We start from the raw sequence: 17,418 nt of genomic DNA, 5'->3' as shown, positions 1-17,418 counted from the left end.
GGTTTACTAGGCCGCGCCGCGAATGGGAACCCGATGTTGGGCTGGCCCAACGATTGTCCGGGAGCTCAGTGCCGACGCGTCGTGATCCTTCACGCTACCGCACCGCTTTCTCGCCGCCCGCCGCCGTAATCACTCCGACAATGATCAGCCCCGTCAGCAGCAGACGTACGCCGGCGCTGACGCCAAAGGTGTTGAGCATGGTCAAGAGCAGCACCAAAAACAGTGCCGCGCCCCACACACCAGGCACATTGGCCTTGCCGCCAGCGACCGACGTGCCGCCGATGACGACCACGGCGATCGAGGCGAGCAGATATTCATTGCCGATATCGACATTGGCGCCACGGAAATAACCGGCGAGCAACGCGCCGTCGATGCCGCCGAGCGCCCCCGACAGCGTGTAGGTGAGGAAGCGGATGCGGCCGACATTGACGCCGGCGAGCCAGGCGGCGCGGATGTTCTGGCCGATCGCCAGCACCGAGCGGCCATAGATCATGCGCTGCAAGGCGATGGCCGCAGCGATGGTGAACAGCACGGTCAGCAATGCCAGCACGGGAATGCCCAGGATTTGCCAATTGGTGAAATCGGCGAAGCCAGGCGGCGGCTTGATCTGCAGCCCACGCCCATAGCTGATGTCGATCGACTGGATGATGAAGCTCGCCGACAGCGTGGCGATGATCGGCGGAATGCGCAGCGCCCAGATCAGCAGATAGTTGACGGCACCGATCGCAGCACCGCAGGCGAGTGCCGCCAGCAGCCCGACCACAATCATGGAATCGCTGCCGGCCATGACCTTCATGGCGACGGCACTGGCGAGCCCGATATTGGCCGGCAGCGACAGATCGACATTGCCCGGCCCGAGCGTGATGACGAACATCTGGCCGACGCCGACGATAACCGTGAACACGGCGAGTGATAACGCTGCCGTCACCATGCCGCCGGCGCCATAGCCGCCGGTGAAGGCGATCGTTGCCAGCCACACCAACAAGGCGCCGACAAACGACCAGATCCAGGGTTTGGCAACCAGCGATCTAACCAATGCCATCGCTCACCTCTCCCTGCGGCTGATCAGCACCCGCGCCGCCAGCACGATGATCAGGATGGCGCCATTGGCCGCCACCTGCCAGTCGGGCGGGATGTGCATGAAGGTGAGCAGCGGCGAAGCAGCCAGCGCCAGAGTCAGCGCGCCGATCACCGCGCCGATCGGCGACACCCGGCCGCCGACGAATTCGCCGCCGCCGAGGATGACGCCGGCGATCGCCAGCAGCGTGTAGCCATTGCCGATATTGGCGTCGGCCGAGGTGGTGATGCCGATCAGCGCCATGCCCGACAGCACGCCGAACAGGCCGGCCAGCGCAAACAGCACGATCTTGGTCTTCAGCAGCGACCAGCCGGCGCGCTTGAGTGCCGCCGGATTGCCGCCGGAGCCGCGCAGGATGACGCCATAGGAGGTACGCATCAGGCCGAAATGGACGATGAGCCCGATCAGCAGCGCCGCGATGATCGGGAACGGCACGAAAGGCGGCTTGAACGCCATGAGCCCAAGCAGCCAGTCCGGCGCCTTGCCGCCGGGCTTGGGCAGGACGAGGATGGCGAGCCCCTGCCAGACGAAGCTCATGCCGAGCGTCACCACGATCGATGGCAGATTGCGCAGATGGATCAGCGCGCCGAGCAGCGCATAGATGCCGATCGACCCGAGCAGGATGGCGACACCGATCAGCGGTGCGTCCTTCAGCCAGGTCGCGGTGACGCAGCCGACGAAACCGACGAAGGTGCCGATCGACAGGTCGAGCTCATTGCCTGCTATGACGAACATCTGCGCGATCGTCGCCAGCGCGATCGGGATCGCCAGGTTCAGCATCAGGCTGAAGCCGAAATAGCTGATGGCGCGCGGATTGAGCCAGGCGATGGCGAGCAGCACCAGCGTCAGCGACAGCGCCGGCAGCAGCCCGCGCAGCAGCCGGGCGCGGGCCAGCGCCCCACGCTCGGCGGAGTTCTTTCGGCCGGTGTCGAGGCTGGCAGCGGTCATCTCACGCCGCGTCGCCGAAGGAGGACTGGATGATCTTCTCTTCGGTCAATTCGTCGCGGCGCAGATTGGCGACGATGCGGCCGTTCTTGAAGACATAGACATGGTCGCAATTGTCGAGCTCTTCCGTTTCCGTGGTGTACCAGAGGAAGGTGCGGCCATTGCGCGCCTCTTCGCGCACGAGGTCATAGACCTCGAGCTTGGTGCCGATATCGACGCCACGCATCGGATCGTCCATCAGCACGATTTCCGCATCCGAGCCGAGTGCACGGGCAAACAGCGCCTTCTGCTGGTTGCCGCCCGACAGCGAAAAAATGTTGTTGTTCATGTCGGGCGTGCGGATGCCGATCTTCTTCTGCCAGACTGCGGCAAGTTCGGCCTCGCGCTTCGGCGAAATCAGCAGCCCATTGCGCAACCGCGCCAGCGAGCGGATGCCGATATTCTCAGCGATCGACCATTGCGGGAAGATGCCGTCCGACTGGCGGTCCCCGGCGACCAGCGCCACAGGTGCTGTCACCTCGATGCCTGCCTTGGCGCGCGAGGCGCCGCTGAAAATCGCCAGCAGCAGATCGGTCTGGCCGTGTCCGGCCAGTCCGGCAAGGCCGATGATCTCGCCGGCACAGGCGACAAGGTCGGTGCCGTCCTTCTGCGCGGCGGGACGCGCCCGAACCCGCAACGGGCTGGCCGCTGGTTTGGTTGCGGCAATCTCCGCCGCGATTTTCTGGCGCGCTTCCGCACCGCCCATCGCCGTTACCAGCCGGTCGCGGTCGAAGGCATTGGCCGCGTCAGCGACGACCACCTTGCCGTCGCGCATCACCACGATGCGGTCGGCGTTTTTCAGCACCTCGCCCAGCACATGCGAGATCAAGATGCAGCTTTTGCCGCCGGCGACGAAGCGGCGGACAAAGGCCAGCAACTGGCCGGCCGTATGCGCATCGAGCGACGACGTCGGCTCGTCGAGGATGACGAGGTCGAGCCGATCCTGGGTGACCGTGAAGGCGCGCGCCACCTCGACCATCTGCCGCCGGCCGATGGAGAGATCGCCGACAATGTCCCAGGCCGAGATGCCATGGTCCGGAAAGATCTCGTCGAGCTTGGCGGTGATCAGTGCTGCCGCCTTGCGCCGCCAGCCGAAACCTGAAAGCGACGCGTGGTTGATGCGCGTGTTCTCGGCGACGCTGAGATTGGGGCACAGCGACAGTTCCTGGAACACGCAGCGTATGCCGAGTTTTTGCGCCCGCGACACCGAGTAGTTGTCCTCGATGCCGCCATGCACGCCGATCTTGCCGCTGTCGGGCGTCAGCGTGCCCGCCACCATATGCATCAGCGTCGATTTGCCGGCGCCGTTATGGCCGACCAGGCCGACGCACTCGCCGGGTCCGACATGGAAATCCACCCCGCCAAGCGCGCGAACGGCGCCGAAATGTTTTTCGGCGCCGTTCAGTCTGATGATGTCAGCGTTCCCTTCAGGCATGCCTAGAGATATCCGCGCGATGGTACGAAGGGCAACGCTGGCACGACATTCACTTGATATTGGCCTTGATCGCCGCGAGGGCGTCTTCCTGCGTGTATTCGTGGGTTGCGACGCCGCCTTCCTTGATCTTCGGCAGGGCCGCCTCGAAGTCGTCCTGGGTGAAGGCCAGATACGGCACCAGCAGGTCGTGCGGGATGTCCTTGCGGCCATCGAGCACCTGTTGCGCCACCCAGAAGGCGAGTGACGACACGCCGGGCGCGATCGAAGCCGACCAGGTCTTGTAGCCGTCCTTGTCCTTCTGTTCCTTCCACCACTTCAGTTCGTCCTGCCGGTTACCCATGATGATGGTCGGGCGCGGCTTGCCGGCGGCGGCGAAAGCCTGTGCGGCGCCATAGCCGTCACCACCCTGGTCGACGATGCCGACGACATCGGGCAGCGAGGGCAGGATGGTCGCTACCGCTTTCTGCGCCGTCGTCTGGTCCCAGTCACCGGTCACCGAGCCGACGATCTTGAACTCGGGATGGGCAGCGACGCCTTCGAGGATGCCGGCATGGATGGCATCGTCGATCGAGGTGCCGGCCAGCCCACGGATTTCCAAAAGGTTCCCGCCCTTGGGCTGGAACTTGGCCATCTGCTCGACTTCCTGCTTGCCCATATCCTTGAAGTCGACGACGACGCGATAGGCGCAGGGCTCGGTGACGGTGCCATCGAAGGAGACGACGGTGATGCCGGCATCGCAGGCCTGCTTGATGGCACCATTGAGCGCGTCCGGCGAGGCGGCATTGATGACGATGGCGTCATAGCCCTGCAGGATCAGGTTCTGCACCTGCGCCGCCTGCGTCGGCACTTCCTTGTCGGCGGTGGTGAAGATGTCGGCCGCACCGACGATCTTGTCTTCGACCGCCTTCTTGGTGACGATGCCATAGCTGTCGAGCATCGCCTGCCGCCACGAATTGCCGGCGTAATTGTTGGAGAATGCGATCTTCTTGCCGCTGGTGTCGGCAAATGCGGTGCCCGAGGCCAACATAGCCGCCAACGCACCCAGAACGAGCAGTTTCTTCATATGATTTCCTCCCAAAGTTGCTAGTTTTGCCTGATGATCGTTACGCACAGTCCCTGTTTTTTATCTATTGTCAGACAAATTCAGACGAACCGCAAGCTGTCAACTGCAAAGCTTGGCATGCCTTCGATCAACTTGCGGTGCGATGATTGAAAAAGCCGTCGGCACATGGTCTAGGAGCACGACAGGAGACCAATTGATGGCAGTAACGCCGACCGTTGCGAAAGGCGCGCCCGGAATACCGGCCCGCTGGACATCAAGCGCCAAGAGTGGCGTCGGCACCGCGTTTTCAGCCAAGAGCCCGCTCTGGTTCACGATCAGCCACGGCATCTTGAACGAGATCTACTATCCGCGCCTCGACAGTGCCTGCACGCGCGACATGGAGCTGATCGTCACCGGCCCCGGTGGCTATTTCTCGGAAGAGAAGCGCGACGCCGCGCACGCAATAGCGCCGTTCGAGGATGGCGTGCCGGGCTACAGGCTGACCAACACCGCGACGGACGGCGCCTACCGGATCGAAAAGCGCATCATTACGGATCCGAAACGGCCCGTCCTGCTGCAGGAGATCGCATTCGTACCGCTGAAAGCCTCAGTGGCCGACTACCATGTCTACGCGCTGCTTGCGCCGCACCTCGTCAACGCCGGCATGGGCAACACTGCCTGGGCCGGCGAACACAAGGGCCAGCGCATGCTCTTCGCCACCGGGCGCGGCGTATCCCTGGCGCTGGTCTCCTCGCTACCCTGGAATGCCTGTTCGGCCGGCTATGTCGGCTTCTCCGACGGATGGCAGCAATTGCAGAACGGCGGTGCGCTCGATCCGTCCTGCCAACGGGCGGAAGACGGCAATGTCGCTCTGACCGGCGAGATCGGCTTTTCCGCCGGCAAGACCACGGCCTTGCTGGCGCTTGGTTTCGGCGCGTCGCCGGAAGCCGCCGCCGACCTGGCGCTGGCCAGTCTCAAGCAGGGTTTCGACGCCGCCGCGCAAACCTATGTCGAGAACTGGCGGACATTCCAGGCCAGGCTCGAGAAGCTCGACCGCCACACCGCCTCCGGACTGAACGCCTATCGTGTGAGCACGGCGGTCCTGGCCTCGCATCTCTCGGTCGCGAGACCGGGTGCTGCCGTTGCCAGCCTGTCGATCCCATGGGGCTTCAACAAGGGCGACGACGATCTCGGCGGCTACCACCTGGTCTGGCCGCGCGACCTGGTCGAGACCGCCGGCGGTTTCCTTGCCGCCGGCGACGGCAAACAGGCGCTGCAGATCTTGACCTATCTGCGCTCGATCCAGCAGCCGGACGGTCACTGGCCGCAGAATGTCTGGTCGGACGGCACCGCCTATTGGCCCGGCATCCAGATGGATGAATGCGCCTTTCCGCTGCTTCTGGCCGACGCCTTGCGCCGCGCCGGCCACCTGCCACGCGCCAGGCTCGCCGATTTCCTGGCCATGATCGAAACCGCCGCCTCCTATGTCGTGCGCAACGGCCCCGTCACCGGCGAGGACCGCTGGGAGGAAGACGCCGGCTACAGCCCGTTCACGCTGGCCGTCGAGATCGCCGCGCTGCTTGCCGCCGCCGACATGCTGGACGTCGTCGGAAAGAGTGAGCCGGCAAACTACCTGCGCGAAACCGCTGATTGCTGGAACGATCAGATCGAACGCTGGACCTACGTCACGGGCACTCAGCTCTGCATCGACGCAGGCGTCCAAGGCTATTATGTCCGCATCGCGCCGCCGGACGATGCGGGCGCCGCTCCGCCGAAGGACGGCTTCGTGCCGATCAAGAATCGTCCGCCAGGCGACACCGACAAGCCGGCGGAAGCCATAATCAGCCCCGACGCCCTGGCCCTGGTTCGCTTTGGCCTCAGGGCGGCCGACGATCCGCGCATCGTCGATACCGTCAAGGCCGTCGATGCCCTTTTGCGTTGCGATCTGCCGCAAGGCCCGGTCTGGTACCGCTACACCAGCGACGGCTATGGCGAGCACGAGGATGGCACTCCTTTTGACGGCACCGGCCAGGGACGCGCCTGGCCCCTGCTCACCGGCGAGCGGGCGCATTACGAGCTGGCGGCCGGCCGCAAGGAGAGAGCCGCGGAGCTTCTCGAGACCTTCGAACGCTCGGCGGGTCTAGGCGGGCTGCTGCCGGAACAGGTCTGGGACAGCCCGGATCTGCCGGATCGCGAACTGTGGCTGGGCAAACCGTCCGGCAGCGCCATGCCGCTGGTCTGGGCGCATGCCGAGCACATCAAGCTGTTGCGATCGCTGCGCGACGGCGCGGTTTTCGACATGCCGCCGCAAGGCGTCGAGCGCTACATCAAGGGCAAGACAAGCTCGCCGCTCAGGATATGGCGCTTCAACAACAAGATCCGCTCCATCCCCGCCGGCAAGGTTTTGCGCGTCGAGCTTTCGGCGCCCGGCGTTGTCCATTGGAGCAGCGACAATTGGCTGACGATCCAGGACCACAAGGCCAGGGAAAACGCTTTCGGCGTCCATCTGGTCGACCTGCCGGTCGCCGAACTGGCGCAGGGGAGCACCCTCGTCTTCACTTTTTTCTGGCCCGATGCGATGCGTTGGGAGAATGTCGACTTCAGCGTCGGCATTGACGCATCATGATTAAAGCAGCCGGGCCGATAGATTTTTCCTTTCCTCAAGCAATCGGGACGAAACCATGCAGATCGGAATGATGGGACTGGGCCGGATGGGCGCCAACATGGTGCGGCGCCTGATGCGCGACGGCCATGAATGCGTCGTCTACGACATCAACGCGGCAAGCGTCGCGGCCCTGGTCAGCGACGGCGCCCTGGGAGCGGCATCCCTGACGGAATTCGTCGGCAAGCTCGCCAAGCCGCGCTGTGTCTGGCTGATGCTGCCGGCAGCCATCACCGGCAAGATCATCGATCAGGTCGCGGCCCTGATGGAGCCCGGAGACATCGTCATCGACGGCGGCAATTCCTACTATCACGACGCCGTCGACCAGGCCGCGAAACTGGCCACCAAAGGCATCCATCTGGTCGATGTCGGCACCAGCGGCGGTGTCTGGGGCCTGGAGCGTGGCTACTGCCTGATGATCGGCGGTCCCGACGTGGCGGTGCAGCACCTCGATTCGGTCTTCGCCACGCTGGCGCCGGGCGCCGATGCGGGCGCGCCGACCCCGGACAAGGCTGCTGGGACGGCGCCCTTCGGCTACCTGCATTGCGGACCGAGCGGCGCCGGCCACTTCGTCAAGATGGTGCACAATGGCATCGAATATGGCGTCATGGCCGCCTATGCCGAAGGCATGAACATCCTTAAGTCGGCCAATGCCGGCAAGCGGCAACGCATGGCGGATGCCGAGACCAGCCCGCTGGAAAACCCGCAATATTATCAGTTCGACATCGACCTCCCCCAGGTGGCCGAGGTCTGGCGCCATGGCAGCGTCATCGGCTCCTGGCTGCTCGATCTCACCGCCGGCGCGCTGAAGAGCGATCCGGGCCTGGCGAATTTCGGCGGCCGTGTTTCGGATTCCGGCGAGGGCCGCTGGACGCTGAAGGCGGCGATCGACACCGGCGTGCCGGCGCCGGTGCTGTCCTCGGCGCTGTTCGACCGCTTCTCCTCGCAAGGCGAATCCGAATTCTCCGACAAGCTGTTGTCCGCCATGCGCTATGCCTTCGGCGGCCATGTCGAAAAGCCGAAGGCCGGCAAGTGACGCCACAGCGGGAGACGCACGCATGAGCCAGGAACGGTCCGATACGCTGGTGCTCTTCGGGGCGACCGGCGACCTCGCCCACAAGAAGATATTTCCAGCGCTGTACCAGATGGTCGCCAAGGGCACGCTCACCGAACCGGTGATCGGCGTCGCCTTCGACGCCTGGGATTTGAAGCAGTTGCAGGACCGCGCCCGCGACGGCATCGTCCATGCGCTCGGCGCCATCGACGAGACGGTGTTCGCCAAATTCGCCTCGCTGCTGCGCTATGTCAGCGGCGACTACCGCGATCCGGCCACCTTCGAGAAGCTGAAGACGGCACTGGGCAGCGCCCAGCGGCCGCTGCACTACATGGCGGTGCCGCCGACCATGTTCGAGACGGTCGTGCAAGGGTTGGAACAGTCGGGCACCGCGCATGGCGCGCGGCTGATGGTGGAAAAGCCCTTCGGCCACGATCTGCAGTCGGCACGCTGGCTGAACCGGGTGCTGCATCTGGTGTTCGACGAGCAGTCGATCTTCCGCATCGACCACTATCTCGGCAAGGAAGCGATCCAGAACCTGCTCTATTTCCGCTTCGCCAATTCTTTCCTCGAGCCGATCTGGAACCGCAATTACGTCGAGAGCGTGCAGATCACCATGGCCGAGGATTTCGGCGTCGAAGGGCGCGGTAAATTCTATGATGATGTCGGCTGCATCCGGGACGTCATCGAGAACCATCTGCTCAACATCCTGTTGCTGCTGGCCATGGAGCCGCCGGTTGGCCGCTCCGCCGACGATCTCATCGACGAGAAGGTGCAGGTGCTCCGCGCCATCCGCACCTTGACCAGGGACGATGTCGTGCGCGGCCAGTTCACCGGCTATCTCGCTGAGCCCGGCGTTAAGCCGAACTCGCCGGTCGAGACCTTCGCGGCGGTGCGCTTCTTCGTCGACACCTGGCGCTGGCAGGACGTGCCGTTCTTCATCCGCGCCGGCAAGAACATGCCGGTGCATGTCACCGAGGTGGTGGTGCGGCTGAAGCGGCCGCCGCTCGACGTCTTCGATCCGATCAAGCCCGCCGACCAGAATTATGTCCGCTTCCGCATCGATCCGCAGGTGGTGATCGCCATCGGCGCCCAGCGCAAGGCGCCCGGCGACGACATGGTCGGCGAGCAGGTGGAACTGACCGCGCTCGACGACAGCAAGGCCGACATGCCGCCCTACGAACGGCTGATCGGCGACGCCATGAACGGCAATGGCCAGCTCTTCACCCGTCAGGACGCCGCCGAGCTCGCCTGGCGCATCGTTGGCCCGGTGCTTGGCGACACCACGCCGCCGCACCTTTACGAGCCGAAAACATGGGGGCCGGCGGACGCCATGGCCGGCTTTGGGCCACCCAATGGCTGGATCGACCCGGTAGCATGAGTGGAGGGGACGCGATGGCCAAGGCAGTGAAGCAAACAGCATCCGATGCCGAGCAGATCGTGCTGGCGATCGACATTGGCGGCTCGCACGTCAAGATCCTGACCAGCGCCGGCGGTGCCGAGCGCCGGGACGATTCCGGCCCGGACCTGACGCCGCAGCAGATGATCGACAAGGTGAAGAAACTGGCCGAAGGCTTGTCCTATGACGTCATCTCGATGGGCTATCCCGGCCCGGTGCGTCACAACAAGCCGGTGCTCGACCCGATGAATCTCGGCAAGGGTTGGGCCGGCTTCGATTTCGCCGCGCAGTTCGGCAAGCCGGTCAAGGTGGTCAATGATGCGCTGATGCAGGCCATCGGCAGCTATGAGGGCGGCCGCATGCTGTTCCTCGGCCTCGGAACCGGCCTCGGCGCGGCGATGATCGCCGACCATGTAGGCCTGCCCATGGAACTCGCCCACCTTCCTTACAAGAAGGCCAAGAGTTTCGAGGATTATGTCGGTGAACGTGGCCTTGAAAGGCGCGGCAAGAAGAAATGGCGCGAATCTGTCTTCGACGTCGTCAACCGGCTGCGCGCCGCCCTGCAGCCAGACTATGTCGTCATTGGCGGCGGCAATGTCGACAAGCTCCACGAGTTACCGGCCGACTCCAGGCGCGGTGACAACACACGTGCCTTCGAAGGCGGATTTCGTCTGTGGCGAGACAAGGCCTTGATCGTCTGATAGTATTACAGTTTAGTATAGTTGTTCAAAATAACGTGTGACGCCGCGCTAAATCATTGCGTTATGCAGATTTGCCGACTAGGAATTTCGCGCACTGCCCGCGTGCTCCACTGGATACGCTAAAGACGCTTCAGCATTTTTTGATTTTTGTGCCTCGTCCTTTCGAAAACGATCCCCATTTTCGAGGCTGGGCGCCATAGACGGAGGAAACATTGACCGACGATAGCAACGACGCTCGCACCGATCTTCTCGAGCTGACCGCCCACATCGTGTCCGCTTACGTTGAGAAGAACCGCCTGCCCGTCTCCGGCCTGGCCGACCTCATCGCCAGCGTCGCCACCTCGATCGGCGGGCTCGGCAAGCCGGCCGTGCCGGTGGCAGAACCGCTGGTTCCCGCGGTCAACCCGAAGAAGTCGGTGACGCCGGATTTCATCATCTGCCTCGAAGACGGCAAGAAGTTCAAATCGCTGAAGCGCCATCTCGGTGTGCATTTCAACCTGACCCCGGACGCCTACCGCGCCAAATGGGGTCTGCCATCGGACTATCCGATGGTTGCTCCCAACTACGCCGCCTCGCGTTCGCAGCTGGCGAAGTCGATCGGCCTCGGCCGCAAGGCCGTCGAAGTGGTGCCCGTCAAGGCCAAGGGCCGCAAGGTCAAGGTTTCAGCCTGAGCAATTCAGTCCTGAGCCAATAGTTAGGACGACTGGAACAGAAGCCTGCCGGCGAAACCGCCTTGGCAGGCTTCATGTTTTTGTGGCTTGGATACCCCAGACAAAGATGATCTGGGGGAAGCCATGAACTACACCAGGATGGTGATCGAGAAGGAAGCGCCGGAGGAATACGGCTACGACCGTATCCGCTACAATCTTTCCGAAAGCTCGATCGCCGACCAGAAACTCTCCGACATCGGTCTTTCGCTGCCTGATCTGACGCTCTTCTACGGCGAGCATCGCGGCGACAAGGACTTACGCGCGTTGATCGCCGCGCAGGACGCCGGCGTTTCGCCCGGTGATGTCCTGGTCACCGCGGGAGCCGCCGGTGCGCTGTTCATCATCTCGACATCGCTCTTGTCGGCGAGCGATCACCTCGTCGTCATCCGGCCCAATTACGCCACCAACATCGAAACCCCGCGGGCGATCGGCTGCGCCATCAGCTTCGTCGACCTCGCCTTCGAAGACGGCTTTGCCATTGATGTCGAGGCCATCAAGGCGGCGATTAGGCCGAACACAAAACTGATCAGCGTCACCTGCCCGCACAACCCGACCGGTACGATGATGAGCCGCGCCGAACTCGACGCGCTGGTGGCGCTCGCGGAAAGCAGCAACTGCCATCTGCTGGTCGACGAGACCTATCGCGACCTCTCCTATGGCAGGCGCCTGCCGTCGGCGGCCTCGCTAAGCAAGAAGGCGATCAGCGTTTCGTCGCTGTCGAAAGCCTTCGGCATCCCCGGTATCCGCATCGGCTGGCTGACCACCAGGGATACCAGCCTCCAGGAGACATTCCTCGCCGCCAAGGAGCAGATCGGCATCTGCGGCAGCGTCATCGACGAAGGCATTGCGCGCGGCATGCTGGAGCGCCGTGACGCCTTCTTGGGCGTGCTGCTGCCCGAAATGGCGAAGCGTCGCGACATCGTCCAGGCCTGGATCGACCGCGAGCCGCTGGTCGACTGGATCAGGCCCGAAGGCGGTGTCGTCGGCTTCCCACGCCTCAACGTCGAACCCGGTTTCGACCTCGATCGGTTCTATGTCGATCTGCTGGAAAACCATGGCACCTATGTCGGACCGGGCCACTGGTTCGAAATGGAAAAACGCTTCTTCCGCGTCGGTTTTGGTTGGCCGACGGAAGCCGAATTGCGAGGCGGTCTCGACGCCATTTCGGCCGCGCTGCGACGGTAACTTCCTTGTGCGATCGAAGGAACAGCCTGAAAATCCCTTGATCCAGGGGTGGTTTTAACGCACATCCCGCCGCGAACTTTGTTAGACGTTCCATTGGTCGGACCAGCGCCCATCCGGGAAGTGCCCCGCCGATCAATGCCATCACAACGGGGCCTCTCCATGACATCACTACAGACTTCACCGGAGCAGCGTTACGCCGCCTTCCGGCACAAAGCCTTCCTCAGCTACTGGACGGCGCGTTTCCTCACCACTTTCGCGACCATGATCGTCTCGGTTGCCGTCGGCTGGCAGATCTATGATCTGACGCGCGATCCCTTCGATCTCGGCATTGTCGGCATCGTCCAGTTCCTGCCGTCACTGCTCTTGGTGCTGGTCACCGGCGTCGTCGCCGACCGCTTCGGCCGCCGGCTGATCATGGCGCTGGCAACGGTGGTCGAGGCCGGCTGTGCGCTCGTTCTCCTGTACTTCACGCTGCGCGGCCTCGTCAGTCCGCTGCCGATCTTCGTCGTTCTGGCGCTGTTCGGCATGGCGCGTGCCTTTTACGGACCGGCTTCGTCGTCGCTGTTCGCCAATCTGGTGCCGCCGGAGGATTTCGGCAATGCGATTGCCTGGAACTCGTCCGCCTGGCAGACGGCGACGATCATCGGCCCGGTCGCCGGCGGCCTGCTCTATGGCGTCTCGGCCGAAGCCGCATACGCCGTCGCCTCTGTGCTGATGCTGGTGGCCGGTCTGCTGATCTTCACCATTCCCAAGCCTGCCCAGCGGACCGCCACCGACAAGCCGACGATGGAGACGCTGTTTGCCGGCTTCCGCTACATCTGGAGCGAGAAGATCGTGCTGGGTGCCATCTCGCTCGACCTCTTCGCCGTGCTCCTGTCCGGCGCCTCGGCGCTGCTGCCGGTCTATGCGCGCGATATTCTTGAACTCGGCCCTTGGGGCCTCGGCCTGCTGCGCTCGGCGCCCGGTATCGGCGCCATCTGCGTTGCGGTCTGGCTGGCCGGGCACCCGCTTCGCGACAATGCCGGCAAGATCATGCTCGGCTTCGTCGCGGCATTCGGCGCCTGCACCGTATTGTTTGGCCTGTCGACCGTCACCTGGCTGTCGATCGTCGCGTTGGCGCTCCTCGGCGCCACCGACATGTTCAGTGTTTATATCAGGGAGACGCTGATTCAGTTGTGGACGCCGGACGAGGTGCGCGGCCGCGTCAACGCCGTCAACCAGGTTTTCGTCGGCGCCTCCAACGAAGTCGGCGAATTCCGCGCCGGCACCATGGCAGCGCTGATCGGTACTGTGCCGGCTGTCGTGATCGGCGGTGTCGGCGCCATCGCGGTTGCAGGCCTGTGGGCCTACCTGTTTCCGCAATTGCGCAAGGTGCGCCATCTCAACGGGCGCAACTGACGCTGCCGATGGTCAGCAACATACATCACCCTGTTCACAGGAGCTCCCATGATCACCTGTTACCTGAAATATGTCATCGACCCTTACAAGCTTGCCGAGTTTGAAGAATACGGCCGTCGCTGGATCGGTCTGGTCAATCGCCTGGGCGGAAACCATCATGGCTATTTCCTTCCGAGCGAAGGAGCGAACAATATCGCCTACGCCATGTTCAGCTTTCCGAGCCTTGCCGACTACGAGGACTATCGCAAGCGGATGGCTGCCGACCCGGAATGCCAGGAAGTGTTTGAAACGGAAAAGCGCAAGCGCAGCATTCTCAGCTATGAGCGCAGCTTCCTGCGGCCGGTGCTCGAACCCTAGGGCGACGGAGCTATCGCACCACCGCTGATCTGCTGGAGTAGGCGCTCCGCCAAGACGAACGTGATCCGCTACCCGGCCCATGCCGCAATCCGTTCCGCAATCGCCTCGGGGGCCTCGATGTGCAGGAAGTGACCGACGTCGGGAACGACCTCCAGCGCGTGCGGGGCGGCGAACCGATGTCGGTCGTCGACCTGCGCGGGGAGGATGCAGCCGTCATTGGCACCGTGAAGCTGCAACAGGGGCACCGTGATCGGCCGAGACATACGGCGCGTCGCCCCAAGCATGCCGGGCCGCAGCATCGCCCGGTAGTACTTTAGAGGCGCGGGCATGCTCGCCCGCAGGTGCTCGTGTAGCTCCGCCTTGAGAGCAGGATCGAGCGAGAAGCCGGGCGACCACTGACGCCAGAGGCGGTCAATGAGGGCGAGATCGCGGGCGGTGGCGATCCAGCCGCTTCCCGGCAGTTGAAAGAGCCCCATGTACGAGCTCCGGCGCAACTGAGCGGGGTCTATCAGCCGGCTCATGAAGGTGAGTGGGTGCGGGATTGCGAGCGTGACCGCGCGTTCAATCCGCTCCGGCGCGGTGACGCAGGCATCGTATGTGATCAGGGCGCCCCAGTCGTGGCCAATCAGCTCCACGGGTCGCCCCGGAGACCAGCAGTCGACCAGCGCGAGCACGTCGCTGGTGAGGGCTGCGAAATCGAACGGCCCCGCAGTCGGGGACGGCGCGTAACCGCGAAGCCAGGGTGCAACGACGTAACGTCTACGGCGACCGAGCTCGGCAAGGAAGGGCTTCGCGGTCGGCGGATGGTCCGGGAAGCCGTGCAAGACGATCGTCGGTTGGCCATCGGGATCACCACCCTGCAACGCGTGAAAGGTGCCGTGTGGCAGGTCGAAAGTGACTTGTTCGAACTCCATATGGCTTCTCAAACCAGCATCGACTGCTGCGCAAAGATACCCGCCATCGCGCCTTGCCATGTTGCCGTGGTGACCGAGGGGATTCCGGGGTTGGCGAGGTCGCCGGCGGCGTAGATGCCGGGCCTGCTGGTTTCGCGGCGCTCGTCGGTCTTGATAGCGATGCCGACTGGCGTATCGACAGTGGTGAGGCCCAGTGATTCATGCAGGCTTGCGGACGGCTTGTTACGCGGATGCGCGAACAGGATATCGACGGCGACATCGGGGCCGGTATCGAGCTTGATAGTGGCATTGTGGTCCCCGTGACGGGCGATCCCGGTGATCCGGCCATCAACGACAGGTACCTGTCGGTGCGCCAGATCGGCCCGGATATCGGGTGAAATGTCGTGACCATCGGCGAAGACCGTCAACCTGTCGGTCCAATCGTGGAACAGCCTGACCTGATTCATCGACTGCGGACCCGACCAGACGAGGCCCCAATGCTGGCCAGCGACTTCGAAGCCGTCGCAATAAGGGCATGGGATGATGGATGTGCCCCAGCTTTCGGCATAGCCCGGAACATCAGGCATCTGGTCAACAACGCCATAGCTCAGGATCAGGCGGCGCGCGCCAATGCTCTCGCCATCGCCAGTGAGGACGGAGAAATTGTCGATGGTACCGGAGATGCTGTCGGCCCGAGCATTGAGCAGCCTGATCGCGGGATAACGCGCCAGTTGCTGCCGCGCCTCGGTCAGGATGTCCGATGGTGGCTTGTGATCGTGGCCGAGCACTCCGTGCGAGCGGCCTGCGAAGCGATTGCGTGGCAGGCCGGTATCGAGAACGGTGACCTTGCGGCGGGCACGGCCGAGCTGCAGGGCGGCGGCGAGACCGGCAAAGCTGCCGCCGATGATGATGACGTCATCCATGATGATGGGCTCCGTGTTGCGGATAGAGGGGGTTGGGTTTGGTGTGGCGCGAAAGCGGCCCAGGGAAACTCGGTTTGGAGGACAGGGTAAAATCCATTCTTTGGCTTGCATATTTCAGATACTGTATGGTATCGTAATTCAAGAATAACGATACTGTCAAGGACTGGAATTGTGGTGACCGAAAACAGCCAGGCCCGGCGCGGCCGGCCCGCCAACGAGGCGCTTGGCCAAACGATAGTCGACGCCGCGGGCGAACTCTTCGTGGAATTGGGTTTTCAAGCGACGACATTGGACAAGGTCGCCCAGCGAGCGAAGATATCCAAGCTCAGCATCTATCGGCACTTCGACAACAAGGAGGCGCTGTTCGGTGCGGCCATCGCGGCCCACTGTCATCGGTTTGCACCACAGGCTCTTATCGAAGGCGTCGACGGTTCGGCAGAACATCAGCTCATGGCGGTGGGAACATCCCTGCTTCGCACGCTGTTGAGCCCGGACGTCCGCAGTGTCGAGGCCATGATCATGGCCGACAAGACGAACCAAAAGTCGTTAAGCAAGCTCCATTACGAAGCCGGCCCCGCCTATGTCATCGCCCAGATCGAGGCCCTGTTGCGTCAGTTGCACGCGAAGGCGGTTCTGAACGTGCCCGATCCTCTCCGGTCCGCCCGCTTGTTTGCCGCGCTTTTCAAAGGATCCGATCTCCTGATTATCGCCCGCTTCGATCAGGCGAGAGCAGAAGACGACAACGAAATCGAATCCTATTGCCGGTCCGCCGTCGCCATGTTCGTCGCCGCATACGGTGGAAACGACCACGCGGGCGGATAGCCTGGTCAAGTTCGGTTGTTCAAACTAATTGGGTTTCACTCTATAACTCAGCCGGCCTGCCGAACACCATGCGCAAAAACTCGTCCAGCCAGCGTTTCAGGTGCATGTCCCAGATCAGCCGGCCGCCAAGGTGATCGCGGCCGGGCTGCGCGCCCGGCAATTCGAAGCGGTGGGCGCCGCGCACCACCCAGCGCTGCATCATCACCCTTGTCAGTTCGCCATGGAACTGGATGCCCCAGGCATTGTCGCCATAGCGAAAGGCCTGGTTGGGATAGGTATCGGCCGTCGCCAGCAGCGTCGCGTCCCTCGGCAATGAAAAGCCCTCACGGTGGAACTGGTAGACCATGTCCGGCCAGTGCATCAGTTTTCTGCCGGCCTCGGTCGCCTTGAGCGGATACCAGCCGATCTCGACCAGCCCTTCTCCGTGCCCCTCGACCTTGCCGCCAAGATGGTTGACCAGCATTTGCGCGCCGAGGCAGATGCCTAGGCATGGGCGATTTTCCCTGAGCGGTATTTCCAGCCAGTTGGTCTCGCGGCGGACGAATTCGTCGTCATCATTGGCGCTCATCGGCCCGCCGAACACCACCGTGCCGGCATGGCCATCCAGCGTTTCCGGCAAGGCGTCGCCGAGCGGCGGCCGGCGGATGTCGAGTTCAAACCCCTCTTCGAGCAGCATGTGGCCGACGCGTCCGGGGCTCGAATTCTCCTGATGCAGCACGATCAGGATTTTTGGCTTCGAACTCGTTCTGCGCGGCATCGTCAGGCGAGATCCCCG

At 63.3% G+C, this 17,418-nt stretch carries 16 protein-coding genes; 9 read left to right on the top strand and 7 right to left on the bottom strand.

Annotated features, from left to right (window positions below; translation table 11 throughout):
• Nucleotides 1-94 precede the first annotated feature (94 nt).
• Genes AC1D05_RS18555 through AC1D05_RS18540 form a run of 4 tightly spaced genes read right to left on the bottom strand, consistent with a single transcriptional unit; the run spans nt 95 to nt 4,560 of the window.
• Entirely contained in the window at nt 95-1,042 is a 948-nt protein-coding gene (locus tag AC1D05_RS18555; protein ID WP_477442740.1) for an ABC transporter permease, read from the bottom strand.
• A 3-nt stretch (nt 1,043-1,045) separates the two neighbouring features.
• Nucleotides 1,046-2,026 carry an ABC transporter permease gene (locus AC1D05_RS18550; protein WP_477442738.1) on the bottom strand — a complete coding sequence of 327 codons (981 nt, stop codon included), beginning with the start codon at nt 2,024-2,026 and terminating at the stop codon, nt 1,046-1,048.
• Between the two features lies 1 nt (nt 2,027).
• Complete coding sequence (locus tag AC1D05_RS18545; protein WP_477442737.1) at nt 2,028-3,497, bottom strand: sugar ABC transporter ATP-binding protein; 1,470 nt, start codon at nt 3,495-3,497, stop codon at nt 2,028-2,030.
• Nucleotides 3,498-3,546: 49 nt separating this feature from the next.
• Nucleotides 3,547-4,560, bottom strand: coding sequence for a substrate-binding domain-containing protein (locus AC1D05_RS18540; protein WP_477442735.1), 1,014 nt, complete (start codon nt 4,558-4,560; stop codon nt 3,547-3,549).
• 196 nt (nt 4,561-4,756) lie between these two features.
• On the opposite strand from AC1D05_RS18540, the gene AC1D05_RS18535 reads away from it, so the two are divergent.
• From AC1D05_RS18535 to AC1D05_RS18500, 8 genes are all read left to right on the top strand, one after another.
• Nucleotides 4,757-7,165 (top strand): glucan 1,4-alpha-glucosidase, encoded by a 2,409-nt coding sequence (locus tag AC1D05_RS18535; RefSeq protein ID WP_477442733.1) that lies wholly within the window; start codon nt 4,757-4,759, stop codon nt 7,163-7,165.
• A gap of 55 nt (nt 7,166-7,220) precedes the next feature.
• Nucleotides 7,221-8,237, top strand: a complete 1,017-nt coding sequence (gene gnd / locus AC1D05_RS18530; protein WP_477442732.1) for a phosphogluconate dehydrogenase (NAD(+)-dependent, decarboxylating) — start codon at nt 7,221-7,223, stop codon at nt 8,235-8,237.
• Nucleotides 8,238-8,259: 22 nt separating this feature from the next.
• Nucleotides 8,260-9,636: a glucose-6-phosphate dehydrogenase gene (gene zwf / locus AC1D05_RS18525; RefSeq protein ID WP_477442730.1), complete on the top strand. Its 1,377-nt coding sequence runs from the start codon at nt 8,260-8,262 to the stop codon at nt 9,634-9,636.
• A 14-nt stretch (nt 9,637-9,650) separates the two neighbouring features.
• The gene (locus tag AC1D05_RS18520; RefSeq protein WP_477442728.1) at nt 9,651-10,355 is read left to right on the top strand and encodes an ROK family protein; all 705 of its coding nucleotides are present in this window, start codon (nt 9,651-9,653) and stop codon (nt 10,353-10,355) included.
• A gap of 212 nt (nt 10,356-10,567) precedes the next feature.
• Nucleotides 10,568-11,026 (top strand): Ros/MucR family transcriptional regulator, encoded by a 459-nt coding sequence (locus AC1D05_RS18515; protein WP_477442726.1) that lies wholly within the window; start codon nt 10,568-10,570, stop codon nt 11,024-11,026.
• 123 nt (nt 11,027-11,149) lie between these two features.
• A complete protein-coding gene (locus AC1D05_RS18510; protein WP_477442725.1) occupies nt 11,150-12,250 on the top strand; it encodes an aminotransferase class I/II-fold pyridoxal phosphate-dependent enzyme in 1,101 nt (366 codons plus the stop codon).
• Nucleotides 12,251-12,409: 159 nt separating this feature from the next.
• A complete protein-coding gene (locus tag AC1D05_RS18505) occupies nt 12,410-13,648 on the top strand; it encodes an MFS transporter (RefSeq protein ID WP_477442723.1) in 1,239 nt (412 codons plus the stop codon).
• Nucleotides 13,649-13,696: 48 nt separating this feature from the next.
• Nucleotides 13,697-14,005 (top strand): NIPSNAP family protein, encoded by a 309-nt coding sequence (locus AC1D05_RS18500; RefSeq protein ID WP_477442721.1) that lies wholly within the window; start codon nt 13,697-13,699, stop codon nt 14,003-14,005.
• Nucleotides 14,006-14,073: 68 nt separating this feature from the next.
• Here the strand turns inward: AC1D05_RS18500 and AC1D05_RS18495 are convergent, their stop codons facing one another.
• Entirely contained in the window at nt 14,074-14,919 is an 846-nt protein-coding gene (locus tag AC1D05_RS18495) for an alpha/beta fold hydrolase (protein ID WP_477442720.1), read from the bottom strand.
• 8 nt (nt 14,920-14,927) lie between these two features.
• The gene (locus AC1D05_RS18490) at nt 14,928-15,821 is read right to left on the bottom strand and encodes an NAD(P)/FAD-dependent oxidoreductase (RefSeq protein WP_477442718.1); all 894 of its coding nucleotides are present in this window, start codon (nt 15,819-15,821) and stop codon (nt 14,928-14,930) included.
• Between the two features lie 174 nt (nt 15,822-15,995).
• Between AC1D05_RS18490 and AC1D05_RS18485 the strand changes: the two genes are divergently transcribed.
• Nucleotides 15,996-16,643 (top strand): TetR/AcrR family transcriptional regulator, encoded by a 648-nt coding sequence (locus AC1D05_RS18485; protein WP_477442716.1) that lies wholly within the window; start codon nt 15,996-15,998, stop codon nt 16,641-16,643.
• 40 nt (nt 16,644-16,683) lie between these two features.
• On the opposite strand, the gene AC1D05_RS18480 is transcribed toward AC1D05_RS18485, so the two are convergent.
• The gene (locus tag AC1D05_RS18480) at nt 16,684-17,400 is read right to left on the bottom strand and encodes a glutamine amidotransferase (protein ID WP_477442715.1); all 717 of its coding nucleotides are present in this window, start codon (nt 17,398-17,400) and stop codon (nt 16,684-16,686) included.
• Between the last annotated feature and the right edge of the window lie 18 nt (nt 17,401-17,418).

The organism is Mesorhizobium sp. P2_E9, assembly GCF_056403815.1.
This window is presented reverse-complemented; position numbering and strand designations above follow the sequence as displayed.